Annotated in this window: 25 protein-coding genes; 15 read left to right on the top strand and 10 right to left on the bottom strand. The window is 59.5% G+C overall.

Translation table 11 applies throughout. From position 1 onward, the window contains the following. Nucleotides 1-8: 8 nt before the first annotated feature. Both bcsA and bcsN read right to left on the bottom strand, forming a co-directional pair. Entirely contained in the window at nt 9-2,186 is a 2,178-nt protein-coding gene (bcsA, locus tag JNB91_RS20210) for a UDP-forming cellulose synthase catalytic subunit (protein WP_220327275.1), read from the bottom strand. A 40-nt stretch (nt 2,187-2,226) separates the two neighbouring features. Further along, the gene (gene bcsN, locus JNB91_RS20215; protein WP_220327276.1) at nt 2,227-3,255 is read right to left on the bottom strand and encodes a cellulose biosynthesis protein BcsN; all 1,029 of its coding nucleotides are present in this window, start codon (nt 3,253-3,255) and stop codon (nt 2,227-2,229) included. Nucleotides 3,256-3,515: 260 nt separating this feature from the next. On the opposite strand from bcsN, the gene JNB91_RS20220 reads away from it, so the two are divergent. The 14 genes from JNB91_RS20220 to visR all read left to right on the top strand — a co-directional run bounded on the left by JNB91_RS20220 (nt 3,516) and on the right by visR (nt 18,194). Then, nucleotides 3,516-5,879: a cellulose synthase gene (locus tag JNB91_RS20220; protein ID WP_220327277.1), complete on the top strand. Its 2,364-nt coding sequence runs from the start codon at nt 3,516-3,518 to the stop codon at nt 5,877-5,879. A gap of 368 nt (nt 5,880-6,247) precedes the next feature. After that, nucleotides 6,248-7,864: a globin-coupled sensor protein gene (locus JNB91_RS20225; RefSeq protein ID WP_220327278.1), complete on the top strand. Its 1,617-nt coding sequence runs from the start codon at nt 6,248-6,250 to the stop codon at nt 7,862-7,864. Next, nucleotides 7,864-8,157, top strand: coding sequence for an STAS domain-containing protein (locus JNB91_RS20230; protein ID WP_220327279.1), 294 nt, complete (start codon nt 7,864-7,866; stop codon nt 8,155-8,157). Before JNB91_RS20225 ends, JNB91_RS20230 begins: the two co-directional genes overlap by 1 nt. A 2-nt stretch (nt 8,158-8,159) precedes the next feature. Then, nucleotides 8,160-8,525: a chemotaxis response regulator CheY1 gene (cheY1, locus tag JNB91_RS20235; RefSeq protein ID WP_007753206.1), complete on the top strand. Its 366-nt coding sequence runs from the start codon at nt 8,160-8,162 to the stop codon at nt 8,523-8,525. Nucleotides 8,526-8,541: 16 nt separating this feature from the next. Next, on the top strand, nt 8,542-10,779 hold the full coding sequence (locus JNB91_RS20240; RefSeq protein ID WP_220327280.1) for a chemotaxis protein CheA: 2,238 nt from the start codon (nt 8,542-8,544) through the stop codon (nt 10,777-10,779). An 8-nt stretch (nt 10,780-10,787) separates the two neighbouring features. Continuing rightward, a complete protein-coding gene (locus JNB91_RS20245) occupies nt 10,788-11,273 on the top strand; it encodes a chemotaxis protein CheW (RefSeq protein ID WP_220327281.1) in 486 nt (161 codons plus the stop codon). Beyond that, nucleotides 11,270-12,178 carry a protein-glutamate O-methyltransferase CheR gene (cheR, locus tag JNB91_RS20250; RefSeq protein ID WP_220327282.1) on the top strand — a complete coding sequence of 303 codons (909 nt, stop codon included), beginning with the start codon at nt 11,270-11,272 and terminating at the stop codon, nt 12,176-12,178. The genes JNB91_RS20245 and cheR overlap by 4 nt, the downstream gene beginning before the upstream one ends. After that, on the top strand, nt 12,175-13,224 hold the full coding sequence (gene cheB / locus JNB91_RS20255; protein ID WP_220327283.1) for a protein-glutamate O-methylesterase CheB: 1,050 nt from the start codon (nt 12,175-12,177) through the stop codon (nt 13,222-13,224). The genes cheR and cheB overlap by 4 nt, the downstream gene beginning before the upstream one ends. Further along, entirely contained in the window at nt 13,225-13,614 is a 390-nt protein-coding gene (locus JNB91_RS20260; RefSeq protein ID WP_220327284.1) for a response regulator, read from the top strand. It begins immediately after the preceding gene. After that, nucleotides 13,611-14,168 (top strand): chemoreceptor glutamine deamidase CheD, encoded by a 558-nt coding sequence (cheD, locus tag JNB91_RS20265; protein ID WP_220327285.1) that lies wholly within the window; start codon nt 13,611-13,613, stop codon nt 14,166-14,168. The genes JNB91_RS20260 and cheD overlap by 4 nt, the downstream gene beginning before the upstream one ends. A gap of 31 nt (nt 14,169-14,199) precedes the next feature. Then, entirely contained in the window at nt 14,200-14,589 is a 390-nt protein-coding gene (gene cheT, locus JNB91_RS20270; protein ID WP_220327286.1) for a chemotaxis protein CheT, read from the top strand. A 140-nt stretch (nt 14,590-14,729) separates the two neighbouring features. Beyond that, nucleotides 14,730-16,403 carry a flagellar basal-body MS-ring/collar protein FliF gene (fliF, locus tag JNB91_RS20275; RefSeq protein ID WP_220327287.1) on the top strand — a complete coding sequence of 558 codons (1,674 nt, stop codon included), beginning with the start codon at nt 14,730-14,732 and terminating at the stop codon, nt 16,401-16,403. Between the two features lie 294 nt (nt 16,404-16,697). Then, nucleotides 16,698-17,435 carry a transcriptional regulator VisN gene (gene visN / locus JNB91_RS20280; RefSeq protein ID WP_220327288.1) on the top strand — a complete coding sequence of 246 codons (738 nt, stop codon included), beginning with the start codon at nt 16,698-16,700 and terminating at the stop codon, nt 17,433-17,435. A 12-nt stretch (nt 17,436-17,447) separates the two neighbouring features. Next, nucleotides 17,448-18,194, top strand: a complete 747-nt coding sequence (gene visR, locus JNB91_RS20285) for a transcriptional regulator VisR (RefSeq protein ID WP_220327289.1) — start codon at nt 17,448-17,450, stop codon at nt 18,192-18,194. Between the two features lie 11 nt (nt 18,195-18,205). Here visR and flhB read toward each other — a convergent pair whose 3' ends face one another. From flhB to flgF, 8 genes are all read right to left on the bottom strand, one after another. Further along, nucleotides 18,206-19,288, bottom strand: a complete 1,083-nt coding sequence (gene flhB / locus JNB91_RS20290; RefSeq protein WP_220327290.1) for a flagellar biosynthesis protein FlhB — start codon at nt 19,286-19,288, stop codon at nt 18,206-18,208. A 271-nt stretch (nt 19,289-19,559) separates the two neighbouring features. Next, entirely contained in the window at nt 19,560-20,603 is a 1,044-nt protein-coding gene (fliG, locus tag JNB91_RS20295) for a flagellar motor switch protein FliG (protein ID WP_220327291.1), read from the bottom strand. A gap of 32 nt (nt 20,604-20,635) precedes the next feature. Further along, nucleotides 20,636-21,232, bottom strand: coding sequence for a flagellar motor switch protein FliN (fliN, locus tag JNB91_RS20300; protein WP_220327292.1), 597 nt, complete (start codon nt 21,230-21,232; stop codon nt 20,636-20,638). A gap of 70 nt (nt 21,233-21,302) precedes the next feature. Then, entirely contained in the window at nt 21,303-22,256 is a 954-nt protein-coding gene (locus JNB91_RS20305; protein WP_220327293.1) for a FliM/FliN family flagellar motor switch protein, read from the bottom strand. 5 nt (nt 22,257-22,261) lie between these two features. Then, nucleotides 22,262-23,134, bottom strand: a complete 873-nt coding sequence (gene motA / locus JNB91_RS20310; protein WP_220327294.1) for a flagellar motor stator protein MotA — start codon at nt 23,132-23,134, stop codon at nt 22,262-22,264. A 128-nt stretch (nt 23,135-23,262) separates the two neighbouring features. After that, nucleotides 23,263-23,832, bottom strand: a complete 570-nt coding sequence (locus tag JNB91_RS20315) for a hypothetical protein (RefSeq protein WP_220327295.1) — start codon at nt 23,830-23,832, stop codon at nt 23,263-23,265. 2 nt (nt 23,833-23,834) lie between these two features. After that, entirely contained in the window at nt 23,835-25,172 is a 1,338-nt protein-coding gene (fliI, locus tag JNB91_RS20320; RefSeq protein WP_262928019.1) for a flagellar protein export ATPase FliI, read from the bottom strand. Between the two features lie 113 nt (nt 25,173-25,285). Then, nucleotides 25,286-26,020, bottom strand: a complete 735-nt coding sequence (flgF, locus tag JNB91_RS20325; RefSeq protein ID WP_220327296.1) for a flagellar basal-body rod protein FlgF — start codon at nt 26,018-26,020, stop codon at nt 25,286-25,288. 221 nt (nt 26,021-26,241) lie between these two features. On the opposite strand from flgF, the gene JNB91_RS20330 reads away from it, so the two are divergent. Continuing rightward, nucleotides 26,242-26,643 carry a flagellar basal body rod C-terminal domain-containing protein gene (locus tag JNB91_RS20330; RefSeq protein WP_220327346.1) on the top strand — a complete coding sequence of 134 codons (402 nt, stop codon included), beginning with the start codon at nt 26,242-26,244 and terminating at the stop codon, nt 26,641-26,643.

Genomic DNA, 26,643 nt, shown 5'->3' on the forward strand with positions numbered 1-26,643 from the left:
TCGATCTCCTAGCCTTTCTCTGCGCTGCGCGATTTGCTGAGATCCCGCATCAGATAACCGAGGCCGCGGCTTGTCTGGTAGACGGAGAGCCACAGGAACCACAACGTACCGCGGAACAGGCCAGGATTGTTGCGACGAGCCGTCTGGAACTGGGTCCACTGGGCGGAGTTGGCGAACATCAGGTCGGCGATCAGGCGGTGATCGAGCGTCTTCTGCGGCTGATAGCGGCAACCGATCGACGTGACATCGCCGGTGCGGTCGAAATTGCGGATATCGACCGGCAACTCGCTCACCGGCAGGTCGCTGAACGGCTGGAACCGGATATGGCCGATCGTATCCTTGGCAATACCCGTCGCGCCTTCGGTGTAGACCTCGAGCTGGGCGCCGTGGACCGAAACGTTGTTGATCGTAGCCGTGTACCACTTCCCATCGATGCCGAATTCGCAGCGTCGGCTGATCTTGACGCGACGAGACGCCTGACGTTCGCCGCGCTCGGAAACGACACCCAGCGCACAGCCGGCGATGATGATGTTGAGCACGTTCCAGCCGGCGACGACCAGCGTCACATCCGCCTTGAACGGCTCGGTATAGAGCTTGTAGATGCTCATTGCGAAGGCGATGATCAGGATGAAGAAGATCACGAAGAACGGCCGGCTGACTTCCGAAAGGCGGCTGACCGACACGGATTCGTCTTTCGCCGTCACCTTGAAGGTCGGCTTGCGCGGGTTGAGCATGACCGAGATGACCGCAGGCAGCAGATGCACCGTCTGCACATATTCATAAAGCTCGGAAATCCACGGCCAGCGGAATGATCCGTAGAGATAGTTCTGCATCATCATGTTCACCGCCATGTAGGTCAGCGAATAGACGAGAAACTCGCCGCCCGACGAGGTGAAGATTTCCAGATCGAAGAAGATGTAAAACAAGGGCGCGAACAGGAAGATCGTTCGCGGGAAGGGGAACAGCCAGAACAGCGTTGACGACATGTAGCAGAAACGCTGGGCAAGCGAGAGACCGCGTTTGAGCGGCGGGAAACGGAAGCGCAGGATCTGCATCATGCCCTGCGCCCAGCGAGAGCGCTGGCCGATGAAGCTGGCGAATGTCGCGGGCTGCAGGCCAGCGATCAGCGGGCGATCGACATAGATGCTGTTCCAGCCGAGCCCGTGCAGGTCGAGCGCGGTTTCGCAGTCCTCGGTAATGCTGACACCGGAAAAGCCGTTGGAAACTTCCAGCGCCTTGCGATTGAGCACGGCAGCCGAGCCGCAGAAGAAGGACGCATTCCATTTGTCCAGACCGCGCTGGATGATGCCGTAGAACATCTCGTTCTCGCTCGGCATCTTCTCGAATGTCTGCAGGTTGCGTTCGACCGGGTCCGGGTTGAGGAAGAAGTGCGGCGTCTGCACGAGAAAGAGCTTTTCGTCTTTCTCGAAGTAATGGACAGTCTCCAGAAGGAAGTCGCGCGTCGGAGCATGGTCGGCATCGAAGACTGCAATAAGGTCGCCGGTCGAATGCGCAAGCCCGTTGTTGAGATTACCGGCCTTGGCATGTTCGTTGCGCTCGCGGGTGAGATAGTTGACGCCCATTTCTTCGCAAAGCTGCTTCAGCTTCGCGTGGCGAGCTTCGGCCGCGCGCGCATCGGCAACATTGCTCGCCCTGCGCTTCTGCACGGTGCCGCCGTCATCGAGCAGCCACACGGTCAGCTTTTCCGGCGGATAATCCATGTTGCGGGCAGCGGCCAGCGTATTGGCCAGAAGCTGTTCGTCCTCGTTATAGCTCGGCACGAAGACATCAACGGTCGGAAGGTTCTCGTCGCTGCTGGAGCGGCTGCTGGGACGCGCCGGCGGCAGCGGCATGGCGACGACGAACAGGCTGAGCGACAGCATCAGCACGCTGTACATTTCGGCCAGATAGACGAGCATGCCGGGAATGAAATTTTCCAGCTGGTTGACCGGCGGCAGTGTGCTTGTCGTGCGCCAATAGACATAGCGCAGCACCATGCCGGTACCGAAGGCCAGCGCCACCAGGCGCCATTTCCCGCCGACATCCAGAAGCTTGATGATCGCCATGACGGTGACGATCAGAATGCTGGCGATCAGCTGCGTGCGCGTATTGATCGGCAAGGTCACCAGAAGGATGATCATGACCGTGGCAACGGCCCAGATGACGCCTGAATATAGTGTCCTCATGGCGGACTACCTCGATGAGAGCCGAATACGGGCAACAGGATCAGCGGCAGACAACGTCTGCTCCGTCGGTTGCCATGGTGCATGATGGAGACGGTACGGCAACCCGCTGGGCGGCCGGTACCGAGGCGCCGGAGGAAGATGCCCGCGCGGCATCGCCGCCGGACGGCTGGCCGGTGACCGCCGAATAGCCGCTGCCGAAAGGTGAGGGCACGCGCGGACCGCGCGGCTCAAGCTGTGGCGGAGCGACCGGTTGCGGCGCCACGGCCTGAGGGGCCGGTTGAACGCGACGCACCTGCACCCGCGGCGCATAGGATGTCGTCTGGCGCGGCGGCAGGGTCTGGACGATCGGCTCGGAAGAGGCCGGACGCGGATAGATCGGCGCGCCGGTGGTGCCGACTGCGGAGTTGAATTCTCGGTTGGAGCCATAAGGGTTCCAGCCGAGCGCATCGACCGAGGCGTTGATGGTGAAATTGTACATCACCGAAAGAAGCTTGGCTTCCGTCGCATTCGCCTCACAGGTCCTGAGCCTGATCTGGATCACGCCGTAATTCGCAAACGGCGTCCCCTGGTCGCGCGTGCGGATCTGCTGCCAGGCGTAAAGGCAAAGGTCGGAACCTCTGCCACGCCCGAAAGCATAACCGAACGGGCCATAGGCGTTCTGGACATAAAATTGCGACTTGGCCATCGCGACGCGCGGCAGCGACTGACGCATTTCAGACGAGATGCGCCCCTCGGTAATCGAGGACATGCCGAGACTGTTGTCTGCATGACGATAGGCGCTCTCGGTGCCGAACAGCTGCACCTTCAGCATGTTCTGGCCGGGGGTCGATGCGTCGGTCGCCAGATGAATGTCCTGGGAGATGGCGTTGTTGAAGCGCCGCTCAATGATGCTGACCACGGAAGGGCCTCCCGGTGGCGGCATGATCATCGCCTGCTCCGGCGGAACATTCTTTATGAAAGGTTCGGATTGGATCGGCTTTCCGCCGCATCCGGCAAGGGTCAGTGCGGCAAGCCCGACAAGAGCCAGCAGTGTCGTCTGGCCGCTCCGACGTCCTGGCTGCAAAGTCAAGAAGTGTCTGTCCGTCATCGAAATCCAGTCCTGGGGCAGACACTCACTACTCATTGCCCGCTTTCTGCGAGGGTCACCGGACGGGCATTCGCGGACGCCTGCCGGTTCGAGTCACCTTTGTGTATTTGTGATTTCTTAATAACTGACCAAATCTAAATTGTTCGTTAACCATATGCCCTCATTCTTTAACCAATTGCTGTCGAATGTGGGCTTGTGTGCACGGGCCGAAACGATCTGGATGGACAGGGACCGGGGTGCAAATGCGGTTTTCGCTGATCTCTTTAGCCGCTTTCGGCATGGCCGCGGTGGCATTGATCGCTTACAAACGAACGTCTGATGTCGATTTCAGCGAGATCACCGGCTCGTTGGCTGCCGTTGATTCGGACGTGCAGGGCACAGATGCCAACCGCACGAACCGGCTGCAGTCGTCATCGCCATCCGCAATACCGTCCGAACAGAGGGTAGGGCGCCCGTCGCTCGTCGTTTCCCAGGCACAGCCGGCATCTAAGGCCCCTCAGGAAAGCGCCCAGATCTCGCAGCAGTTCCAGAACCAGCCGGCTGCACAGAGTCAGACAAGACCGGCTGCACAAGCTTCCACTGCTGCTCCACAGGTAGATGAAAGCGCCCTTCGGTATTTTGCCGCACGTGGCGATACCGCCCGCCTGCAGGCCGAAATCTCCCGCCTGCGTGCACTCTATCCCAACTGGACGCCCCCGGCCGATCCGCTTGCCGCGCGCCCGACCACCGATCCGCAGCTGGAAAACATGTGGGCCCTTTATGCGCAGGCGCGTTATGCCGATGTGCGTAAGGCAATCTCCGATCGCCAGGCTGCCGAGCCCAGCTGGCAGCCGCCTGCCGATCTTCTTGACCGGCTGAAACTTGCCGAGGCGCGTAGCCGGCTGGCGGCTGCATCCGATGCCAAGACCTACGACGAGGTCATCCGCATTGCCGCTGAAAACCCGACGCTTCTGACATGCAGCGAAGTCGACGTCCTCTGGCGTCTTGCGGAGGCTTTTGCCGCTACCGACCGCAAGCCGCGGGCGCGCGATGCCTATCTCTACGTGCTCAGCAATTGCGAAAATCCGCCGGAGCGGCTGGCCACGGTGCAGAAGGCGAGCGAATTGCTGTCGCCTGATATGATCGAGGAATTGCTGTCGAAGGAGCGCACAGGCCCGGATGGCCAGCCCGAATTCGAAAGCCTGCGTGATGATCTCGCTCGCCGTCTGGTGGGAGAGGGCAATACCGACCCGAAGCTCGTCGTTGCCGACAAGTATCTGACCCGCCTGGAAAGACTGGCCGAGACGGATGAGCTGGCCTCCGACGCGCTGCTGCTCGGCTGGTATTATTATCGCCGTGACAATCTCGGCGGTGCCGAGCGCTGGTTCCGCAAGGCTTTCACCAAGGAAGAAACCGCGTCTGCGGCCGAAGGTCTGGCTCTGACCCTGACGCGGCAGAACTCGCCGCTCGAAGCTGAAAACGTACTCTACAAGTGGCGGGATACCTCGCCCGGCTCGAAGGCGGCCTATATGGCAGCCGTCGCAAACCTTCTGGCCCTCGATCCGCCGCCGATCCTGCAGGAAGAAGTTCTGGCGCGCATGGCGCCGGTTGTGATCGAGGCAAAGGATGCCGCCGCCGCCCAGCAGTTCGGTTGGTACGCACGTTATATGCGCCAGCCGGCAACGGCCGCTCAATGGTTCGCCGCAGCCCTGACCTGGAAACCGGATGACGAGCCCTCTGCCTATGGTCTGGTTTTGAGCCGTAATGATCTGGGCGACAGGGCAGGTGTTTCCGCAATCCAGCGCGCCTGGGCGGGCCGGTCAGATCGTATCGCCAATCTGGGCGAAGACGACCGCCGCCGTCTACAGGGGCAGGATTATCTGTCGCAGCTGACACCGCCGCAGCCGCAGACGCGGCAGTATTCGGCTCAACAGTCGCAGCAGATGCAAGCACCGCAATATCCGGTTCCGCAGCAAATCCAGCCGCAACCGCAGGCTCCCTACCAGCAGGCTTATGTCCGTCAGCCGGAACCCGTTGCTCAAACCTATCGCCCCGTGCCGGTTGAGAGGGCAGCACCACGTGTCGCGCGCGCAGCACCTGCCCGCACGGCTCCCGTTCACAGAGGATGCGCCTCCACGGTCGATCCGCGTCAGCTTTCGCCGGATCAGGCGCTGTCTCGTGGCTGGTGCCTGATGGATCTCAATCGTCCGCTGGAAGCGGCGCAGGCATTCGATGTCGCAACGATGGCCTCGTCGCAGGCAGCCCGCTCGGATGCAGCCTATGGCAAGAGCCTTGCCTATCTGCGGGTCGGGCTTACCGACAAGGCGGCAGCCGCCGCCACTCTCGCACCGCAGAACAACACGCGCGCTGTTGAACTTCAGGCCTCCATTCTCGCTGACCGCGCCGTGACCTCCTTCAAGTCGGCTCGCTATCGGGAAGCACTGATCGCACTCGACCAGCGCGCGCAGATTGTCCCGGAACAGACAGACCTGATGAGCCTGCGCGGATATGCCCTCATGAATATCGGTCGGCAGGCCGAAGCCATGCGTATATTCCAGGCCTTGGCCGATCTCGGTAACAAGGACGGGTTGAGAGCAATCGCCGATTACACCAGCCGCAATAATTGACAGGTTAAAACCCTGGCTTGCAGTTGCTTGGCGCGGTGCTCGGATACCGTCTTAATCTACTGCTGTTGTGTCGCAAATCGGCTGAGATCCACTGTCCATTAACCTTCGGGCAAGGAATTAACCATACAAATTGGACATACGGCGAAATGGGACGACTGCGGTCTGCTCACCAAGGCATGAAGCCGCCAAGCCCGTACCGGTTTGAATCCGGTATCCACTCTTGAAAAGTCAGAAAACTGCGATGACCGCTTTTGCACGGCACGGATAATTTTTCGTGGTCGAGGCAATCGTTGTTCATCTCCAGTCTCTGATCCGCATGGCTTCTCTCACGGCCAGTTTTCGGTTCGTGTGGTTTTTGGGGACGATTTTTGGTGCAGGACACGCCAAGCGAACAGGTACGACGTCGCCAGGCAGGCAGCCTTGGCGAGAGACTGGCTTTTGCCGGTCTCGACGGCGATCTGTGCGATCTGCTCCGCCGTTGTCGCCCCCAGCTTGAAGGTCATCTGAAGAACGGTCTGCGCGATCTCTTTACCCGCTTGCAGTCCTCTCCCGAAGCTTCCAGTCATTTCGAAACCGAACAGCAGGTCGTCCGCCTGAACGATCTTCAGGCGTCCCACTGGGCGGTGCTCACCGACGCGCGTTTCGACGCGCTTTATGCCGATCGCGTCAAGGTTCTGTCGGACACCGAGAGCCGCATGGGGCTTGATCCGCGCTGGCACATTGCCGGCCACTCTGTGATGCTCGAACATCTTGTTCTCGGTGCTGTCGAAGATTTCGCTCCGCGCTCTTTCCTTCCCGGTGCCCGCAGGCGCGAACAGGAACTGCGCGACCTGCTCGCCGCCATCCTGCGCCTGGTCATGGTCGACGTCGAAATCGCCGTCTCCATCCGCTTCAACGAACTGAGGCAGAAGCACCAGCGCGCGCTTGCCGATCAGCGTAGTGCGGATCAGGCCGAAGCCGTCGATACCTTTGCCGCCGTCATCGGCGCGCTCGCCGAGCGTGACCTGACCGCCGCGTTGCCGGATGACGTGCCGGACGCCTATCGCGAACTTGCCGAACTGTTGTCGAATGCAATTGGCGGCATGCGCACTTCCGTCGGCGTCATCGATAATGCCGGCATGCAGGCGATCGGTCTGACCGACGCCATGGCGCGCAACGCCTCTACCTTCGCCGCCGCTTCCGAAGAGCAGGCGCGTCGGGCGCAGTCGGTGCATAACGACCTTCATCAGCTCTCCACCCTCGTCAAGGAAAGCGTTACGGGAACTTCGGCTGCCGAAAACGCGGTCGTCGCAACCCGTCGTTCGGTCGAGGAAAGCGGCGAGATCGTCGGCCGCGCAATCAGCGCCATGACCGATATCGAGAATTCCGCCGAAAAGATCGGCGAGATCATCGGCGTCATCGATGAGATCGCGTTCCAGACCAATCTTCTTGCGCTCAATGCCGGCATCGAAGCCGCTCGCGCCGGCGATAGCGGTCGCGGTTTCGCCGTCGTCGCACAGGAGGTGAGGGCGCTCGCCCAGCGTTCTGCCGATGCGGCCCGCGAGATCAAGACGCTGGTCACCGGCACCAAGTCACAGGTCGGCGCAGGCGTCGACATGGTCCAACGCACCCAGGCGGCGATCGGCGGCATCGTCCGGCAGGTCGGCGAAATCAACGATGCGATCACAGGCGTCGCCCGCCGCACGGTCGAGCAGGCCGACGGCCTGAACCGCGTCACGTCCGAGATCGGTTCGCTCAGCCACGAGATCGGCGCGAATGCGAGCTTTGCCCGCAACACCGGCGAAAGCGCCGACGAACTGCATACCGTCATTCTCGAACTCGGCCGCACGGTGCGTGAATTCCGCATTGCCAGGCAACGGGATTTCGACAGCGGCTACGAGGACAGGCGCCCGGCAGCCCCGGTGGCTGGCGTACTGACCGACCGATATCACGCACCGGCTGAGCCTGAGGCACAGCTCTTTTACAAACGTCAAGGAACACGCTGATGGCAGCAAGGAAAGCCGCATCGGGAAAACTGGCGCTCTCGCCAATTCTCGACCTCAATGAAGCATCTGCGCTGCACGGCAAGCTCATGTCGATGCGCGGCAAGGACATCGTGATCGATGCTTCGGCGGTAGAACGCGTTGGCGTTCAATGTGTCCAGGTTCTGGTTGCCGGTGCCGCCGCATGGCAGGCCGACAAGAAATCGTTCCTCGTCGAGAAGGCATCGGACGCCTTTGAAAAGACTATTGCGCTGATTGGAATCAGCGAAACCCAGTTAATTGCTAAGGAGATCTAGCAATGAAGAAAAAAGTACTGACCGTGGATGATTCACGGACGATCCGGAACATGCTTCTGGTGACCCTCAACAATGCCGGCTTCGAGACGATCCAGGCCGAAGATGGCGTCGAAGGTCTTGAGGTCCTCGAAGGCTGCAACCCCGATGTCATCGTTACCGACATCAACATGCCGCGTCTCGATGGCTTTGGCTTTATCGAAGGCGTGCGCCGTAACGAAAAATACCGCGCCGTCCCGATCCTGGTCCTGACCACCGAAAGCGATGCGGAGAAGAAGAACCGCGCGCGCCAGGCCGGCGCAACCGGCTGGATCGTAAAACCTTTCGATCCGGCAAAACTCATTGATGCGATCGAGCGTGTAACCGCCTGAACCGGGAATTCCTCCGATGGATATGAACGAAATCAAAGAGATCTTCTTTCAGGAATGCGAAGAACAGCTCGCTGAACTGGAATCCGGTCTTCTCAAGCTGAACGATGGGGATCGCGATCCCGAGACGGTAAACGCCGTTTTCCGCGCCGTTCATTCCATCAAGGGTGGTGCCGGCGCTTTCGGTCTGGAAGAACTTGTGGCATTCGCCCACGTCTTCGAGACGACGCTTGACTGCGTACGCTCCAACAAGCTGGAGCCGAACCAGGATGTCCTGAAGGTCATGCTCAAGTCGGCCGACGTGCTCGCCGACCTCGTGACCTGCTCGCGTGATGGCGGCAGCGTTGAAGAGAGCCGTACACGCGGCCTGGTCAAGGAACTTGAGGCACTGGCCAACGGCGAAGCACCGCCGGCTGCCGAAGCGCCGAAGGCTGCAAAGCCTGCCGCTGCGGCTCCGGTCGCAAAGCCGACGGATGACAGCGGCTTCCAGCCGATCCCCTTCACCTTCGACGGTTTCGGCGAAGAAGAGGACGTGATCGAGCAGTTCACCTACGAAGTCACCTTCAAGCCGACGCGTGAACTCTATTCCAAGGGCAACGAAGCAGCCCTTCTGCTTCGCGATCTGTCCCGCCTCGGCGAGATGAGCATCGCCTGCGATATCGACCAGCTCCCGGCGCTCGAAAGCATTGACCCGGAAGCATCCTATTTCGGCTGGAAGATCTCCATCACCACGCCGAAATCCGAGGATGAGGTTCGCGCAGTTTTCGAATTCGCCGAATGGGACTGCGAGCTGGAAGTCAAACCGTCGGAAGCATCCGCAGATGAAGAACTGCCGATGATCCCGGTACCGTTCGATCTCTCCTCGCTCGACGACGAGCCGGTGGAGACCGTACAGCCACAAGCCGAGACAGCAGCCAAGGCCAGTGTACCGGAAGCAACGTCCAGTGTCGCCAAGGCGGTCAACGCCGCAGTCGAAAAGAAGGAAAGTGCAGCGGCGGCCGCCGCAGCTGCTGCTGCCCAGAACAATCCCGCCGCAGCCGCATCGTCGGCCGGCCAGACGATCCGCGTCGATCTCGATCGCGTCGACCGCCTGATCAACCTTGTTGGCGAGCTTGTCATCAATCAGGCGATGCTCTCGCAGAGCGTTGTCGAAAACGACACGAACGGCACATCCGCCGTCAACATGGGTCTCGAAGAGCTGCAGCAGCTCACCCGCGAGATCCAGGACTCGGTCATGGCTATCCGCGCGCAGCCGGTAAAGCCGGTCTTCCAGCGCATGTCGCGTATCGTCCGCGAAGTGGCCGATATGGTCGGCAAGCAGATCCGCCTCGTCACCGAAGGTGAGAACACCGAAGTCGACAAGACGGTCATCGACAAGATCGCCGAGCCGCTCACCCACATGATCCGTAATGCCGTCGACCACGGCATCGAGAGCCCGGAAAAGCGCGAGGCCGCCGGCAAGGATCCGGAAGGCACGATCAAGCTTTCGGCAAAGCATCGTTCGGGTCGCATCCTGATCGAGCTGATCGACGATGGCGGCGGTATCAACCGCGAGCGCGTCAAGCAGAAGGCGATCGACAACGATCTCATCTCGCCGGATGCCAACCTTTCGGACGAAGAGATCGACAACCTGATCTTCGCGCCGGGTTTCTCGACCGCCGACAAGATCTCCGACATTTCCGGCCGCGGCGTTGGCATGGACGTCGTCAAGCGTTCGATCCAGGCGCTCGGTGGTCGTATCTCGATCTCCTCGCGTCCGGGCCTCGGCTCGACCTTCACCATGAGCCTGCCGCTGACGCTCGCCGTTCTTGACGGCATGGTCGTCACCGTTGCCGGCCAGACGCTGGTCGTCCCGTTGACGGCGATCGTCGAGACCCTGCAGCCGGAAGCCTCCGCCATCCACTCCTTTGGCTCGAACCAGCGGCTCATCTCGATCCGCAACTCGTTCTGCCCGTTGGTCGATGTCGGCCGGATCCTCAATTTCCGCGCCAATCAGGCCAATCCGGTCGATGGTGTGGCGCTTCTGGTGGAATCCGAAGGCGGTGGCCAGCGCGCCCTGATGGTCGATGCGATCCAGGGTCAGCGTCAGGTCGTCATCAAGTCGCTTGAGGCAAACTACACTCACGTCCCGGGCATCGCTGCAGCAACCATCCTCGGCGATGGACGCGTGGCGCTCATCCTTGACGTTGATGCGGTTGTCGGCGCCTCGCGCGGTCAGTCGCTGAAGCCTGAAATGTCGCTCGCAGCAGCAGGATAACCGGGTCGATGAGCGTATCTTATGCCGTAAAGTCTCTGTCGCATGGAGCCAGAGAGCTGATCGCTTTCCGGATCGGTGATCAGGAATTTTGCGTGAACATCATGTCCGTCCGCGAAATCCGCGGATGGACACAAGCCACCCCGATGCCGCACGCTCCGCCCTATGTCATGGGCGTGATCAATCTGCGTGGCGCGGTTTTGCCGATTATCGATATGTCCGCGCGGCTGGGCATGAAGGTGGCGGAGCCGACGGCGCGCCATGTCATCATCGTTGCGCAGGTAAAGAGCAAAGTTGTCGGCCTGCTGGTTGAGGCCGTTTCCGATATCCTTACGATTACCGAGGATAATATCCAGCCGGTTCCGGAAGTTTCGTCGGATCTGGAAAAGCAGTACGCGAGGGGAATCCTGGCAATCGACACGCGGATGATCTGCCTGATCGAGCTGGATGCCCTCTTCCCCGAGAAAGCTCACGACAAGGAAAGTGAAGCTGCATGATGCCGTTGGGCGCGCTTGATAGCCGGCAGTCGCCGGATGAGGTCCTTGCGAGCGGAGAATATCCGCTGACACGTCGCGATCTCTCCGAGATCGCTGCAATGATCTATGCCGATGCCGGAATCTATCTCAATGATTCCAAGGCGTCTCTCGTCTATTCGCGTCTGTCGAAACACATCCGCAATCTGGGCCTGCGCGGTTTCCGGGAATATTGCACGCTCGTCTCCTCTCCTGAAGGTGCTGCGGTTCGTCGCGAGATGCTCTCGCATCTGACCACCAACTTCACGCGCTTCTTCCGCGAGAACCATCATTTCGAACATCTGCGTGACGACGTGCTGCCGGGCCTGATCAACCGCGCCAAGAGCGGTGGCCGTGTTCGCATCTGGTCAGCTGCCTGCTCCGATGGACAGGAACCATACTCGATCGCGCTCACCGTGCTGGCGATGTTCCCCAATGCCGCCGATTACGATTTCCGCATTCTGGCGACCGATATCGATCCCAAGATCCTCGAGACCGCGAGAGCCGGCGCCTATGACGAGAACGCTCTGGAAAGCATCTCGCCTGCCATGCGCAAGCAATGGTTCCGCGATGTCGACGTCAACGGCCGACGCAAGTGCCAGATCGACGACCGGGTCAAGAAACTGATCACCTTCAACGAACTGAACCTGATGGCCCAATGGCCGTTCAAGGGCGGTTTCGATGTAATCTTCTGCCGCAACGTGGTGATCTATTTCGACGAGCCGACCCAGGTGAAGATCTGGTCGCGTTTCGCATCCCTGCTTCCGGATGGCGGCCATCTCTATATCGGCCATTCCGAACGTGTGTCGGGTGATGCCAAGCATCACTTCGACAATATCGGCATCACCACCTATCGCTATATGGGCAAGCATGCGGGGAGGAAGGCATGAGCGCGCCCGCACGCGTCCTCGTTGTCGATGATAGCCCCACCATGCGGGGCCTGATCACCGCCGTGCTTAATTCCGATCCGGACGTCAGCGTCATCGGCCAGGCCGGCGATGCCATGGAGGCACGCGCCGCGATCAAGCAGCTCAACCCGGACGTCGTCACGCTCGATATCGAGATGCCGAACATGAACGGGCTCGAGTTCCTCGAAAAGATCATGCGCCTGCGTCCTATGCCGGTCATCATGGTTTCGACGATGACACATCACGGCGCCAACGCGACGCTGGCCGCACTCGAAATCGGTGCCTTCGACTGCGTCGGCAAGCCGGCTCCCGGCGATCGCCGCCCGTTCATGGATCTCGCTGAAAAGGTCAAGGCGGCTGCCCGCTCGGGCCGCAGGTTCACCGCAACATCTGCTCCGGCCCCGGTTGCGCCGCCGATGTCCGTGCATGATTACCGCGTCGGGCGAAAGGTTGTCGCCATCGGATCTTCTACCGGAGGTGTGGAAGCGCTGATCACGGTGTTGCAAAAGTTCCCGCAAAACTGCCCGCCGACAGTAATCACTCAACATATGCCTCCGACGTTTACGAAAAGTTTTGCTGAACGTCTTAATCGTATCTGCGCCCCTGTCGTGGAGGAAGCAACCGATGGCGCGCGCCTGGAGATCGGCAAGATCTATCTCGCGCCCGGTGGCGAACGACATTTGCAGGTGGCAAACCCGTCAGCACCATGCTGCCGACTGGTCGAAAAGGACCCCGTAAACGGCCATAGGCCGTCGGTTGATGTCCTGTTCGATTCTGTCGCGGAATTGGCCGGCCGCAACGCGGTTGGCGTCATTCTGACCGGCATGGGGCGCGACGGGGCTTCCGGACTTCTGAAGATGCGCGGCGCCGGCGCACGCACGATCGGACAGAACGAGAAGACCTGTGTGGTCTATGGGATGCCGAGGGTTGCCTATGAACTGGGTGCCGTCGAGCAGCAACTACCCTTGGGCTCCATTGGAGAAGAAATCTTGAAATTAACTGCCGCCCGAAAAGAAGGTACCGAATAAATGTCTCTCGCCGAAAAAATCAAAGTTCTGATTGTCGACGATCAGGTCACCAGCCGTCTGCTGCTCAGCGATGCTCTGACGCAGCTCGGTTTCAAGCAGATCACCTCCGCAGGCGATGGCGTTCAGGGCATGAAAATCATGACCGAACAGCCGCATCATCTGGTCATTTCCGACTTCAACATGCCCAACATGGACGGTATCGGCTTTCTGCAGGCTGTACGTTCCAATCCGAACACGAAGAAGGCGGCCTTTATTATCCTGACGGCTCAGGGCGATCGCGCGCTTGTCCAGAAGGCAGCCCAGCTTGGTGCCAACAACGTTCTGGCCAAGCCGTTCACCATTGAAAAGATGAAGGCCGCTATCGAAGCGGTGTTCGGAGCCCTCAAATGAATGATGCCGTCGCGGGCAGGCGCGTCCATATCATCCAGGGGGAGTACAAGGTCATCGACGACCCTGACGTCGTCCTGTCGACGATACTTGGGTCGTGCGTGGCCGCGTGTCTGCGTGATCCTGTCGCCGGTGTCGGCGGCATGAACCACTTCCTGTTGCCTGGCTCGGGCGGGGCCATGGCATCGGGCGGTGACGCGACACGTTATGGCGTGCATCTGATGGAACTGCTGATCAACGGTCTTCTGAAGAAGGGCGCTCGTCGTGACCGGCTGGAGGCGAAGGTCTTCGGCGGCGCCAAGACGATCGCGAGCTTCTCGAATGTCGGCGAACAGAATGCAGCCTTTGCAATGCAGTTCCTGAGAGACGAAGGCATTCAGGTCGTAGGCTCCTCCACCGGAGGCGAACATGGCCGTAAGCTCGAATACTGGCCTGTGCACGGTCGTGCCAGGCAATATCCACTGACGGGTGCGGAAACGCAGCGAACAGTCGCGCTGGAGCAGCGTCCTGTCCGTACGCCGCCCAAGCCGGTCGACAACTCCATCGAATTCTTCTGATCGTCACCTCAATTCATATCTTGGAATGGCTATGAACGATATTGTTACGCCGCCAACCTCTGCCCCGGAGGAGGCCCTGCCGGATGTTCTGATGCGGCTGGTTTCCGAGTTGCATGACGTTGCCTACCTGATCGAGCGTGTGGAACCGCAGATTCTCGAAGTCGGCGGGGAGAACGTCCTTCAGTCGCCCGACACGATGAAGATCCTGCAGGGCATCGACCTTGCCGTGCAGAAGACGCGTGGTCTGGCCGAATTCATCGACACCATCACCGGCTCCATTCCCAGCGAATGGAAGGTGGATGTTTCCACGGCACTCAGCCTGGTCAAGCTTGCCGACATGCAGCGATCGCTGGCCAGTGGTATGCGGCATGGCCATTCGCAGCCGCTGAGCAAGGCCGCGGGCGACTTCGACTTCTTTTAATTCTTGTCCGGAAGAGCAGGTCGCGATCCCTCGCGGCTTCTCCCACATTCCAAATTACGGAAACGCTCGCACAAGCTTCGGCTCTTAGGGTGCGGCTTGAGCAGTAGCTCTATAACCGTGTTCGGCGATGTGGGAACAGAATGAATCTGTTAGCTCAATTTTCACAAATTACTAAAAATCTGGCATCTCTAGGTCAGACGAAACTTATTGCCTTGGCTGCTACAGGTGCGATTTCGATCGCGATTGTCATTGCCGCAGCGATGTTTGTTAATAAGCCCGCCTACGAGACGCTCTATGTGAACCTTGAGTCCAGCGATCTCAATCAGGTCAGCATGGCGCTTGCCGAAGCCAATATGGCTTTCGAGGTTGGTTCTGACGGGAAAAGCATTCAGGTTCCGGTCGGAAACACCAGCAAGGCGCGCCTGATGCTGGCGGAACGTGGACTGCCGAACAGTTCCAACGCCGGTTACGAACTTTTCGACAATGTGGGCTCGCTCGGCCTCACCTCCTTCATGCAGGAAGTAACGCGGGTTCGCGCGCTGGAAGGTGAAATCTCGCGATCGATCCAGCAGATCAGCGGTGTTTCCGCCGCTCGCGTCCATATCGTTATGCCCGATGTCGGGAATTTCCGCCGCGCACAGCAGAAGCCTACGGCTTCGGTGATGATCCGCGCCGGGTCGTCGACCGGCCGCAAGGCAGCGCCTTCCATCCGCCATCTGGTTGCTTCGGCTGTTCCGGGGCTTGATATGGAAGACGTGACGATTCTCGATTCGACCGGCCAGCTGCTCGCTGCGGGCGATGATGGCGGTAACAGCCAGATCAGCCGTTCGCTCGGCATCGTTCAGTCCGTTCAGTCCGAAATCGAAACCAATATCGACAAGGCGCTGGCGCCCTTCCTCGGCATGGACAATTTCCGCTCCAGCGTCACGGCGGCCTTGAACACCGACACCCAGCAGACCCAGGAAACGGTTTACGACCCGAACTCTCGCGTAGAACGTTCGGTTCGCGCAACGAGAGAGAACGCGCAGTCGCAACAATCGGCTGAGAACAACGCGGCGACTGTCGAACAGAACGTTCCCCAGGCTGCGCCCGAGCAGGGCGGCAACAATGGTCCGAAGTCGTCCGATCAGTCCGACAAGCGCGAAGAACAGACCAACTACGAGATCAACCAGAAGACCATTGCCACGACCCGCAACAGCTATGTGATCGAAAAGGTCTCGATTGCCGTTGTCGTCAACAGGGGCCGTATCGCCCAGATGGTTGGCGAACCGGCAGACCAGGCCAAGATCGACGCCTATCTGGCCGAGATGCAGAAGATCGTCAGCTCGGCTGCAGGCATCAGTGCAGATCGTGGCGACGTCGTCACCCTCACGGCCATGGACTTCCTCGAAACCCAGCTGCTCGACGAAGCCGCGAACGGTCCGAGCATCACGGAAGTTCTTACCCGCAACCTGGGTGGCATCATCAACTCGCTGGCCTTCCTCGGCGTCGCCTTCCTGGTCATCTGGCTCGGCCTGCGTCCTTTGGTCCGCACGGTTGCAGGCAGCTCGGCATCGGGTGAGACGATCGGTGATGGCGCCGGCCTGGAACTGCCCGACTTCTCTCCTGCCGGCGGCAGCCCCGCCCTCATGGACGGCTTCGGCGCGGACTTCGGTTTCGATGGCAGCGGCGACCTCATGGGCGACGACGAAGGCGATGGTTTCAACCGCCGCGTCAAGGAAGGTCCGGAAAAGCGCCTCTCTCGCATGGTCGAGATCTCCGAAGAGCGCGCCGCAAAGATCCTTCGCAAGTGGGCCTTCGAAAAAGCGGCATAAGTCGAGATCACACAGATATGATCCAAAGGGTCGGATGCAAATCCGGCCCTTTTTTGCGCGAATTGGAACGAATTCAGCTGCGTCACTTTAATACCATATGTGACACTCGCGCAGCATCTGGGGAAATTCGAACGGCGCATGATGGCAATTGGGTGCGCTTCTCTTACACTGAAGATGATTCGTCGGCGGTTTCGAACTCCTGGGGGCAGGGGTGCAGCAGATGTCGGTAACGCGGAAACTCGGATAGGCTTCTTCAGGCGAGGTCTTAATCGACGCAGCAGGAGCAGATAACGAATGGAGTTATCGGGCAAGGATGTCTCGGCGCAAGGGCGCTCTCCTCAGGAGATTGATCACAACCGGATCATGTCTCGCGAAGAGCTTGTCCGTCGCCTTTCCGCGCTTGCCGGCTCCGAGAACCTGCAGGTAATCATGCGGCTGCTGGCAGATCATGTCGGCGCTTCCCATTTTCTTCTGGCTCGATACGACCTTATCCAGGAACAGGGCTTGGACTTCATCGTCACCTCGAACTGGCCTTTCGATCTTGTCCGGCGGCTCGGGTCAGAGCTCGCAAGCGCCTATGCGCGATCGACGGAACTCGAGAAATGCTTCTCCGTCCTGACGCCAAGCTTTGCGCTTTTGCCGGAAAACGTCGTCCTGCCCGATACGTTGAGCCGCCAATATTGCGCTCTGACATTTTCCGTCGGCCGCACACGGTTTTCGCTGATGTTGCTGTTTGCCGAAGGCACCCTTCTTTCGCAGGAACACCTGAAGGAGATCGGTCTTCTGGCCGCCTACGGAGCAAGCTTCGTCGAGAGTATTGAATCGCGCACCGAGCGGGATTTCGAACTGACCGAAAGGGAGCTCGAATGCCTGTTCTGGATTGCAGAGGGCAAGACGAGCGACGAGATCGCGGTGATCCTCGGGATCTCCCGCAATACGATCAACAACTACATCACCAGTGTGATGCGCAAGACTGCGACCAAGACCCGCTCAGAGGCGATTGCCTACGCGGTTCGCAACAATCTGGTATAAGGGCGCAACGGAATGGGCTATTCGCGAAGCGGCACAGCGGAGGGACCGGGCAGCGCTCAATACCTGCGCCTTCAGCGTGGTTCGAGCAGGTCGGATATTTTTCCCAAACTGATTGCCATGCAGAAAGGCCTGAAGGCCCGCAACTTTGCCGTTTTCCGGATCACCGGCGCCGGGCTTCCGAACAAGCGAAAGCTGGTCTGCGAGCTCGATAACTGGGGCGCTAACGCGGCAGAGTTCAGCAGCCAGATTCTCGGCGAGTTCGAGGAGACCCTGCTCGATCACGTCGAGATGTCGCTTCTTCCCTTGGTCTGGAGTGGTGCCCGCGAAGGCAGCATGCTGGATGCAGGGGAGTTCTCGCCGCTAGTAAGGCGGCTTGAGACAGCTGCCTTGTGTTTCTCGGGCGTGGTTTTCCCTGTGCGCCTGGGCGCACTCGGCAATGGTTATGTGGCGTTCTTCGCCGACCAGCTTTCCCTGACGGCAGGTGCCGTAATCGACCAGCACGTGGAAAGCTGCCAGATCATGATGGATCTGCTCGCATTGGACGAGCGGCGCAGCGTGCCTGCTGAATCGCTCAGCGAGCGCGAGATTGCCTGCCTGCAATTGGCAGGCGATGGCCGCATCAGCGAAGAAATAGCCGAAAAGCTGGGTCTCTCCGTGCATACGGTAAACGCCTATCTCGGCTCTGCGACAATCAAGCTTGATTCCGTCAACAGGATCCAGGCGATCGCGAAGGCGATCAGGCTCGGTTACATCACCTGATCCTGTAAGCCTTATCTAGGCCGGCCGCGCTTCGCCCGTGCGGCATAGACGCGATGGATGAGTTCCGCCACCGCCTTGTAGAAGGCCGGGGGAATGACGCCATCCACCGACACCTGTGCGAACATCGAACGCGCCAATGGTGGATCCTCGAAGATGGGGATGTTGTGCTGCTGCGCCAATTCTCGGATTTTGAGAGCGACCAGGTCCTGGCCTTTGGCGACGACCATCGGTGCTTCGCTCTCGCCCTGGGCGTACCGTAATGCGACTGCATAGTGAGTAGGGTTGGTGATGACGAGTGTCGCGCGCGGAACATTGGTCATCATGCGTCGTCTTGCGCGATCGCGGCCGATAGAGCGGATACGAGCCTTGATGAGCGGGTCACCTTGCGATTGCTTGAACTCGTCCTTCACTTCCTGCTTGGTCATTCGAATGTTCGAATACCAATGGTGCCGCGTCCACATATAGTCGACGATGGCGAGAACGCCGGTGGCGAAGAGGATGACGATCATGATCTTCTTCATCACGACCATCATCTCGACGAGCATGACCTGCGGATCGGAAAAGAGGGCGTCGAGCGAACGGAAATAATCCGCCTTCAGCACAATCACCATCACGATCGAGACAACGATGATCTTGAACATCGACTTGCCGAATTCGACCAGTCCCGCCATGCTGAAGAGACGTTTCCAGCCCTGCACCGGCGAGATCCGGTTATATTGAGGCGTGATGCGCTTCAGCACGAACTCGGGCATGTGCTGCGCAATATTGGACCCGAGCCCGAAAACTATGAAAAGAATGGCGACCGGCAAAAGCATTGCGCTCGCGTCCCACGCCAGCCTGACCGCCAGTGAGACAAGATCGTTGGCCGACTGAAGGCGCCATTGGTCGGGTTGTTCCAGGATATCGCGCAATGTTTCGGCCAGCTGCGCGGCGCCGGTTGGCAGGAAGAAGACAAGATAGATGTAGAAGGCGAGAGACGACGCGAAGATCGGGATCTCACGTGATGAGGGCGTGTTGCCCTCGGCCATCGTATCCCGAATCTTTTTCTCTGTCGGCTCTTCTGTTTTACTGTCCTTGTCCTGATCGTCGGACACGAGCGCCTTCCTGACGGCCCTGGAGCAGACCCCGCAAGTTACAGTCGGCCGTTCCGTTGTCTCCGCGGGAACAGGAACGCTGTAGAAACCTAGTGACGACGCACCGATCTGAAAACCAGTTTCCCGGACGGATGCGCAAGCTATTGTCGGACATTATGCGGGGGATCGAATAGGGGCAATCGCGCGCCCTGCCGGTATCGGGTTTATCAACAACGTCCGATACGGTGCCGCGCGCCTGAACTGGCGCGCGGAATTATTGGTCGGCCGTGTCTCAGGCGGCCGCACCTTCCGCCTGGGCTTCCGGATCCTTGAGGATGATCTGGCCCGAATTGGCAAGACGCAGCGCTTCCTGTGCGATGGCGCGGCGTGCAATCGCGATCTCGCGCGGGTTCGTGCCGGGCATTTCGACCTGAAGATCCGATTCGATCATGCGGCGCGAACGCGGGCTGATCGAGGACAGAACGCTTTCGCGCAGCTGCGCCGAAGAGGTCCTGAGCGCCATGGTCAGCACATCGCCGGAGATGTCGTTCAGCAAGAGCACGCGGCTGCGCTGCGGCATGAGGAGAATGTCTTCGAAGAGGAAGATCTTCGGACGAACCTTGGCGACCGCATCCTGGCTGATCTCCTCGAGAGAGTTGAGCAGCGTATCGACGTCGGGCTTGGTCAGTTCGTTCATCAGCTCCGCGACCTTCATCGGGCCGACAGAGTTCTTCTCGCGCTCGATCTCGGAGATCAGGTCGACGACCTTGTTCTCGATGATCTGGGCAGCCTTCGGATTGACGTTCTTCAGGTTAACCGTGCGGTTCATGATGTCGGCGCGCTGGCTGTCGGGCAGCTTCAGCAGCACCTTTGCACCGAAACCGGACGGCAGCATCGACAGGATATAGGCCACCGTCTGCGGATGTTCGCGCATCAGGAAAGCCGCGATGAAATCGGGATCGGCTTCCTGAAGCCTGTCCCAGATGGACTCTTCATAGGACTGGAATGCCATGCGGCGTCCAAGCAGGCTGTCGACCTCTTCCGGGGTGAGACCCGCCTCAAGGATGCTTTCGATGACCTTGGCGTTGTCCATAAGGCCTGCACCTTCGGTGAACAGGTCTTCGAACTCGTTGACGAGCTGCGCAAGTTCATTCGGCGGGATGGTGCGCAGGGTCTGCGCTGCGGCGATAATCGCCTGCAGTTCCGCCTGGGTGAAAAATTTGAGCAGCTTTCCGGCGACATTCTTTCCCATGGCGAGCAGCACCGCGGCTGCCTTTTCCGCCTGGGTAAGAGGTTTGTCTGTCAATGCCCCGCCGAAGTCTTCAAAGTCCATCATGGTCTTTTTCCTCTTTGCTTCCGACTTCCTGTTCAGGAAGTCTTGGAGCTCATGACTTCAATGAGCTTCACGCCGAAGCGGGTGTCGTCGTCTTCGAGAACCGTGATCTCGCCGCGGGCGATACGGCGCCCGTTGACGGTGATATCGACCGGTTCGCCGATCTTCTTGTCGAGCGCCACCACGGCGCCTTCCTGAAGGTTCATCAGATTCGACACCGAAATGCGACTTGTTCCGAGCACAACGTGAACATCGATGGGGATATCCATGATCAGGTCGAGGTTGCTGTTCAGCCCCGAGCCTGCAGTCGGCTTCATTTCAGGTGCTGAAAAGCCGAAATCGCTGCTCCCGCCAAAATCGCTGGATGTCCCGAAATCGCTGCTGCCGCCGAAATCGGAGGCCGCACCGAAGTCGCTTGTGGTCGCTGCGTCGCCGAATGGCGGCAACTCGGAGCCTGTTTCTTCTCCGGCCGGAAAGTCGAAGCCGAAGCTGTCGTCAGCCGCAGGCGCTGTGCCATCGGCGTCATGTTTCATCACACCACGGAGTTCACTGACCGCATTGTCGAAATCGAAGTCCGATTCCAAGGGGTTCAGTGCGTTTTCGTCCGTCGAAGCTGTTTTCTTTGTCGCCATGAAAGTAGCATTCCCGTTCTAAATCAATCGACTACTGGTCTCTCGCCGCAAGGCCCAGAGGTCCTTCGCTCTAGCCGAGCAAATGTTTCAAAATGTCGTTTTCGTTGCTCACATTGTCCTTGACGCGGACAGTGTAGTTTTCGCCGCTCCTGCCGAACTCGCAGTTGTACATTTCGCGGCCGTTGGCGCTGACATCGACAACAATCTCTTCCTTGTCGCGGAACGCGATCACGTCGCCGGCAACAAGCTTGGAAATCGTATTGAGTGTCAGTGCCTGAAGCGGAATTTTGGCTTCCAGCGTCACCCGCGACTGGCGCACCTGTTCGGACATGCTTTCCGACCAGGCGTCCTGCTCGCGCGAGAAGTCGCCCTTTGACTTCGGCAGGGTTATCGTCGTCTTCAAAAGATACTTCTGCGGAACGACGAGGTAAAATTCGGAGGCCACCTTGCCGAGTTTCAATTCCACGCGAATGGACATGGCGAAGGGATCGGAAGCTTCTTCTTCCAGCACCGGCCTTGCATCGGCATTGTGTGGCTTCTCAAGCGTGGTCTCGAAGCCGCCCGGAGCGTTCACTCCCGAGCGCAGCACCTGCGCGATCTTGTCAAAGATCACCGTCGAAAGATCGAGCTCGATCTGCGACAGCGCCCGGCGCGGGGGCTGGAAAATAGAGTCCGGTGTCGCACCGAGCATGTTCTCCATCAGCGTAATGACGAAGGCGTTGCCGCAGGCGATGACGAACTTGGGGCACCAGTTGCGCAAGCTTGCATCGGCCAGCACGACATTGTCGCCCAGCTTGCCGACCAACTCGCTCATCAGGCCGGATTTATATCCGTCGAAGGCCACATCGACCGAAAGTCCGAGTTCACTCTGCAGAACGTCGGGCAGGAAGCTCTGATAGAGGCTGCCGAAATCCTGGGCCAGGTGCTCCAGGGTCTTCTGGTCACCGAGCGAACCCGTCAGGCGGGCGAGGAGGGCCCGCTCCATGGCGGGCCGTGCTTGCGAAGCTTGGTTGCTGCTGCTCATCTTTGTCACGCCGCCTTTGTGTCGCCGCCGGGCTTCATCATTTCCTGCTCGACCGAGTCGATCGACGGACGGTCGGAGGAGGAGATCGTCTTGCGGCCGTATTCAAGCGCCACCTGCGGTACCGAGCCGTTCATGTAGGCAAGCAGCGTCTGCTTGACGATGATGTAGAGCCGGTGCTGCTTGGTGCGCACGACCTTGATCTGCGAAACGATCGGGTTGCAGAGGCAGTAGGAAAGGAAGATGCCGAGCATGGTGCCGACGAGAGCCGCGCCGATCAGGCCGCCGAGAACCTCGGGAGATTCGTTGATATGGCTCATCGCCTTGATGACGCCGAGGACCGCGGCGATGATACCGAGTGCCGGGAAAGCGTCACCCATCGACTGAATGGAATGATACGGCTTCATACGGTCATGAAGGATCGTCTCGATCTCTTCGTCCATCAGCGCTTCGATTTCATGCGAGCGCGCATTGCCGATGATGATCAGGCGCACGTAGTCGCAGATGAACGAGGTGAGTTCGACATCCTTGAGGACGGTCGGAGCGGACTGGAAGATCGGCGATTCCGCCGGGTTATCGATATGGGCTTCGATCTCGTTACGCGATTTGGTGCGCAGGTCGCGCATCAGCGAATAGAGCACGCCGAGCACTTCCAGATAGGCTCTTTCCTTGGGGACAGCGTTCTTGAAGATTTCGCCGATCGCCTTGCCGGAATCCTTCAAGACCTTCATCGGGTTCGCCATGATGAAGCTGCCGATGCCGGCGCCGCCGATGACGACAAGTTCGAAAGGCTGCATGAGGAGAGCGACATAGCCGCCCATGGCCATATAGCCGCCAATGATACAGCCGACCGTGATGACAAATCCGATAATAAGATTCATTGTAAGCTCGTATCCAACGCTTGTCTTAGACTATACCGATAAGGCCGCTGCCTTGCGTGAGACTGTTGTAGTCTGCCTGGCCGATGCGGCCGAATGGCCAGGAGAATAATTTGAAAGGCACGAGTGCCCTATTCGCCGTAGATCCTGCCTGTCGATGTGACAATTTCCCACTTGCCGTTGCGTTGCCGCAGGCCCGCAAGGCGTGAACTGTCCGGCAGCTTTGAGCCGATCTGCACGAGAAAAATGCCGGTGCCATTTTCGATCAGGGCACGGCCGTTGGCAACACGCAGCAGCTTGAATTCCGCCCCGCCGGGAAATGCCTGGTTTTCGAAGCCGCCTGCATCCGATCCGCCGCCGGATGGCGTTGTCGGTATGGCGGCGGTGGTTATCCGGTCAGTCTCCATCTCGCGCAAAAGCGGGCGTTCGGCTTCGTCCTGCTGTGGATCGCGCAAGGCGCCGATACCGGCTTCGCCGGCCGGACGTGCGTGGCGCACGTCGCGAAGCCGTTCCCATCCGGCCACATTGACCCCGAACTTGTCCTGATTGAAGAACACATACCAGGGGAAGGCGGCGCACAGCATGGAAAACCCGACCAGTGTGGCGACAAGCCAGCGGTCGATAGGCTTGTCTTCTGGTGCCACTGCCGCGGGATCCCGCTTCCTGCTGAGGCTGGTTCCGCTGAGGAGCCTGTTTTTCATGCTCATCTCTTTCCTGCCGGCATAGGGCGATTGTTATTCGTGAGAGATGCCTTCAGGGCATTGGCGAGTTCGGTATAGGCGTCGATGACGAGTGCATCGCCGGGCGACTGCTTCAGCACGTCGTAGATGATCGGTACCTGCTTGACGGCCATGTCGAGATCGGGATCCGCGCCCGGCCGGTAGCCGCCGATAAGCCTGAGATCCTTCGTCTCTTCGTAAACGCTGATCAGGCCTTTCAGCCTGGAGACCAGCCGTTCCTGGTCGGCGGTCCACGCCTTGCGGGCGAGACGCGAGATCGAGGACAGCGGATTGACCGGCGGATAACGGCCTTCGTCGGCAAGCGCACGATCGAGCACGATATGCCCGTCGAGAATACCGCGGGTCGAATCGGCAATCGGGTCGTTGTGATTGTCGCCATCGACAAGGATGGAGATGATCGCCGTAATCGTGCCCGTGCCTTCGATGCCGGGGCCGGCACGTTCCAGAAGGCGCGGCAGCTCGGTAAAGACGGATGCGGGATAGCCGCGCGCAACCGGCGGCTCGCCGGCCGCGATCGCAACCTCGCGGATAGCATGGGCAAATCGCGTCACGCTGTCGGCGATGAACAACACGTTCTGACCCTGATCACGAAAATGTTCCGCGATCGTCATGCCGACCAGCGGCGCCATCTTGCGCAGCATCGGGCTTTCGTCGCTCGTGGTGACGACGATCACCGCCTTGGCAACATTGTCACCCAGCGTGTCTTCGATGAATTCGCGCACTTCGCGACCGCGTTCACCGACCAGCGTGATTACCACGCGGTCGAAAGCGTCGGCCTTGGCCAGCATCGAAAGAAGCGTCGATTTGCCGACACCGGATCCGGCGAAAATGCCCAGACGCTGGCCGTAACAAATCGGGGCGAAGATATCGATCGCCTTCACTCCGGTGCGGAATGAGCTATCGACGCGCCTGCGGGTCATGGAAGGCGGCGGAAGGGTGTTGATCGAGCGAGCGACATTGCCCTCGCGCAGCGGTCCCTTTCCGTCGATCGGCCTGCACAGCGAATTGATCGTTCTGCCGCACCAGCTGTCGCTTGGCGATAGGCGGAATTCGCCGGTGCGCAAAACCAGATCACCGACGCCGATGGGCTCGCCCGGCTCGATCGGGCAGACATAGATAAGGTCGGGTTCGACGCGAACGACCTCGCCCATATGCTTGCCTGTGGCGCTTTGGTGCGACACGAATTCGCCGAGCCGCACATGTCTGGAAAGGCCGCTGACGGTATAATATCCGGCCGCAATCATTCTGACCCGGCCCCCCCAGGTAAGCACGCTCGCCGGGTTTCCGTAATGCACTGCCATATCGGAAAGCCGTTCCAGTCGCGGCATGCCGGTAGGTTGGGTAGCGGTCTGTTCGGCCGATATCTCGTCCGGCTGGAAATCAGGTTCGGCCGTCATCGTCATCGGCGCGTTTCCTACTGGCTACCGCCCAGTGTTCTCATCGCAGACGAGAAATTGTCTTCACTCGTGCTCATCAGCGAGGAAATGCTCTCGAAGGCCCGGTTCACCTGGATCAACTGGGTCATCTCACCGATGGCGTTGACATTCGACTGTTCGACGAAGCCCTGCATGACGCCGACGCCCATGGTGTCGACAATAGGCTGGGGTGCCTCTGTCGGCACGACGCCGCTATTGTCGGAGCGGTAGAACCCCTTGCTGAGGTCTGCGGAGAACACGCCAATCTGCCCGACCATCCGGTCGCCCTGCATGATGCGTCCGTCCTGGCCGACCTTCGGCGAACCGCCGCGCGGATCGAGCTGGATCGGTGCGCCGCCGGCATCAAGAACAGGGTAGCCCTGGGTCGAGATGAGTTCGCCGGCAAGTCCCATGGAGAAACGACCGTCACGCGTGAGCACCTGCCCCTGCGGGGTCTGGAGCTGGAACCAGGCATCGCCCTTGACGGCGAAATCCAGCGTATTGCCGGTCTGTTCGAGCTGACCGTTACGCATCGACAGATAGTCGTTGCCCTGGGAAACGAAGGCGATCTTGGTGTTGTTCTCGTTCTGGGTCTGGCTGAGAACCTGATCGAACTTCACCTCGGTCGCGCGAAAGCCGACGGTATTCATGTTGGCGATGTTGTCGGAGATCGTGGTGAGGCGACGCTCGAGAGCGATCTGCGAGGAAATGCCGACATAGATACCGGATTGCATGGATGTCTCCTGATTTACGGATACGGCGCATGCCCCCGCACGGGAGAGCTCTGGCGATTTGAAGAGACAGTTAAGAGCCCGGGCTTGCGCGAACCTGTTTGGCTCGGCGCATCGGAAAATGCCGGCTGCAGCGGCAAATCTGCTGGCGGTTTTTATCGCAAGTCCCGCGCAAGATTATCGCTCTAGCTTCCGGCACAACAAGATGGAGTAGACCCATGACCATGCAGCCGATCCAGTTGTTCGAACTTGCGTCCAGGCAAGCAGAATGGCTGTCCGTTCGACAGCAGGTGACGACGATGAACGTCGCTAACGCGAACACGCCGAAATACGTCTCCAAGGACCTGACCCCCTTCGACGCAGAGCTCAAGTCCGCAAGCGGTCTCGGCTCCATGGAAATGGCCAGGACCAATCCGGCGCACATGACGACGAATATCGCCGGCAATGGTCGGGTTGAACTGAAGGACACCAAGCTCAATCAGGAGATCGGCGTCCAGGAATCCGGCAACACCGTCTCGCTGGCGGGTGAAATGTCGAAAATGGGCGAGGTCAAGCGTCAGTACGAACTGAACACGCTGCTCGTACAGAACATCAACCGAATGATGCTGACGGCACTGGGTAAGTAA

This window comes from Aliirhizobium wenxiniae, assembly GCF_019511445.1.
Taxonomy (GTDB): domain Bacteria; phylum Pseudomonadota; class Alphaproteobacteria; order Rhizobiales; family Rhizobiaceae; genus Neorhizobium; species Neorhizobium wenxiniae_A.

Bases quoted from the DNA above. Each gene is read 5' to 3' on its own strand.
- bcsA (WP_220327275.1), bottom strand. From the start codon at position 2,186: ATGAGGACACTATATTCAGGCGTCATCTGGGCCGTTGCCACGGTCATG.
- JNB91_RS20220 (WP_220327277.1), top strand. From the start codon at position 3,516: ATGCGGTTTTCGCTGATCTCTTTAGCCGCTTTCGGCATGGCCGCGGTG.
- JNB91_RS20230 (WP_220327279.1), top strand. From the start codon at position 7,864: ATGGCAGCAAGGAAAGCCGCATCGGGAAAACTGGCGCTCTCGCCAATT.
- cheY1 (WP_007753206.1), top strand. From the start codon at position 8,160: ATGAAGAAAAAAGTACTGACCGTGGATGATTCACGGACGATCCGGAAC.
- JNB91_RS20240 (WP_220327280.1), top strand. From the start codon at position 8,542: ATGGATATGAACGAAATCAAAGAGATCTTCTTTCAGGAATGCGAAGAA.
- JNB91_RS20245 (WP_220327281.1), top strand. From the start codon at position 10,788: ATGAGCGTATCTTATGCCGTAAAGTCTCTGTCGCATGGAGCCAGAGAG.
- cheR (WP_220327282.1), top strand. From the start codon at position 11,270: ATGATGCCGTTGGGCGCGCTTGATAGCCGGCAGTCGCCGGATGAGGTC.
- cheB (WP_220327283.1), top strand. From the start codon at position 12,175: ATGAGCGCGCCCGCACGCGTCCTCGTTGTCGATGATAGCCCCACCATG.
- JNB91_RS20260 (WP_220327284.1), top strand. From the start codon at position 13,225: ATGTCTCTCGCCGAAAAAATCAAAGTTCTGATTGTCGACGATCAGGTC.
- cheD (WP_220327285.1), top strand. From the start codon at position 13,611: ATGAATGATGCCGTCGCGGGCAGGCGCGTCCATATCATCCAGGGGGAG.
- cheT (WP_220327286.1), top strand. From the start codon at position 14,200: ATGAACGATATTGTTACGCCGCCAACCTCTGCCCCGGAGGAGGCCCTG.
- fliF (WP_220327287.1), top strand. From the start codon at position 14,730: ATGAATCTGTTAGCTCAATTTTCACAAATTACTAAAAATCTGGCATCT.
- visN (WP_220327288.1), top strand. From the start codon at position 16,698: ATGGAGTTATCGGGCAAGGATGTCTCGGCGCAAGGGCGCTCTCCTCAG.
- visR (WP_220327289.1), top strand. From the start codon at position 17,448: ATGGGCTATTCGCGAAGCGGCACAGCGGAGGGACCGGGCAGCGCTCAA.
- fliG (WP_220327291.1), bottom strand. From the start codon at position 20,603: ATGATGGACTTTGAAGACTTCGGCGGGGCATTGACAGACAAACCTCTT.
- fliN (WP_220327292.1), bottom strand. From the start codon at position 21,232: ATGGCGACAAAGAAAACAGCTTCGACGGACGAAAACGCACTGAACCCC.
- JNB91_RS20305 (WP_220327293.1), bottom strand. From the start codon at position 22,256: ATGAGCAGCAGCAACCAAGCTTCGCAAGCACGGCCCGCCATGGAGCGG.
- motA (WP_220327294.1), bottom strand. From the start codon at position 23,134: ATGAATCTTATTATCGGATTTGTCATCACGGTCGGCTGTATCATTGGC.
- JNB91_RS20315 (WP_220327295.1), bottom strand. From the start codon at position 23,832: ATGAAAAACAGGCTCCTCAGCGGAACCAGCCTCAGCAGGAAGCGGGAT.
- fliI (WP_262928019.1), bottom strand. From the start codon at position 25,172: ATGGCAGTGCATTACGGAAACCCGGCGAGCGTGCTTACCTGGGGGGGC.
- flgF (WP_220327296.1), bottom strand. From the start codon at position 26,020: ATGCAATCCGGTATCTATGTCGGCATTTCCTCGCAGATCGCTCTCGAG.
- JNB91_RS20330 (WP_220327346.1), top strand. From the start codon at position 26,242: ATGCAGCCGATCCAGTTGTTCGAACTTGCGTCCAGGCAAGCAGAATGG.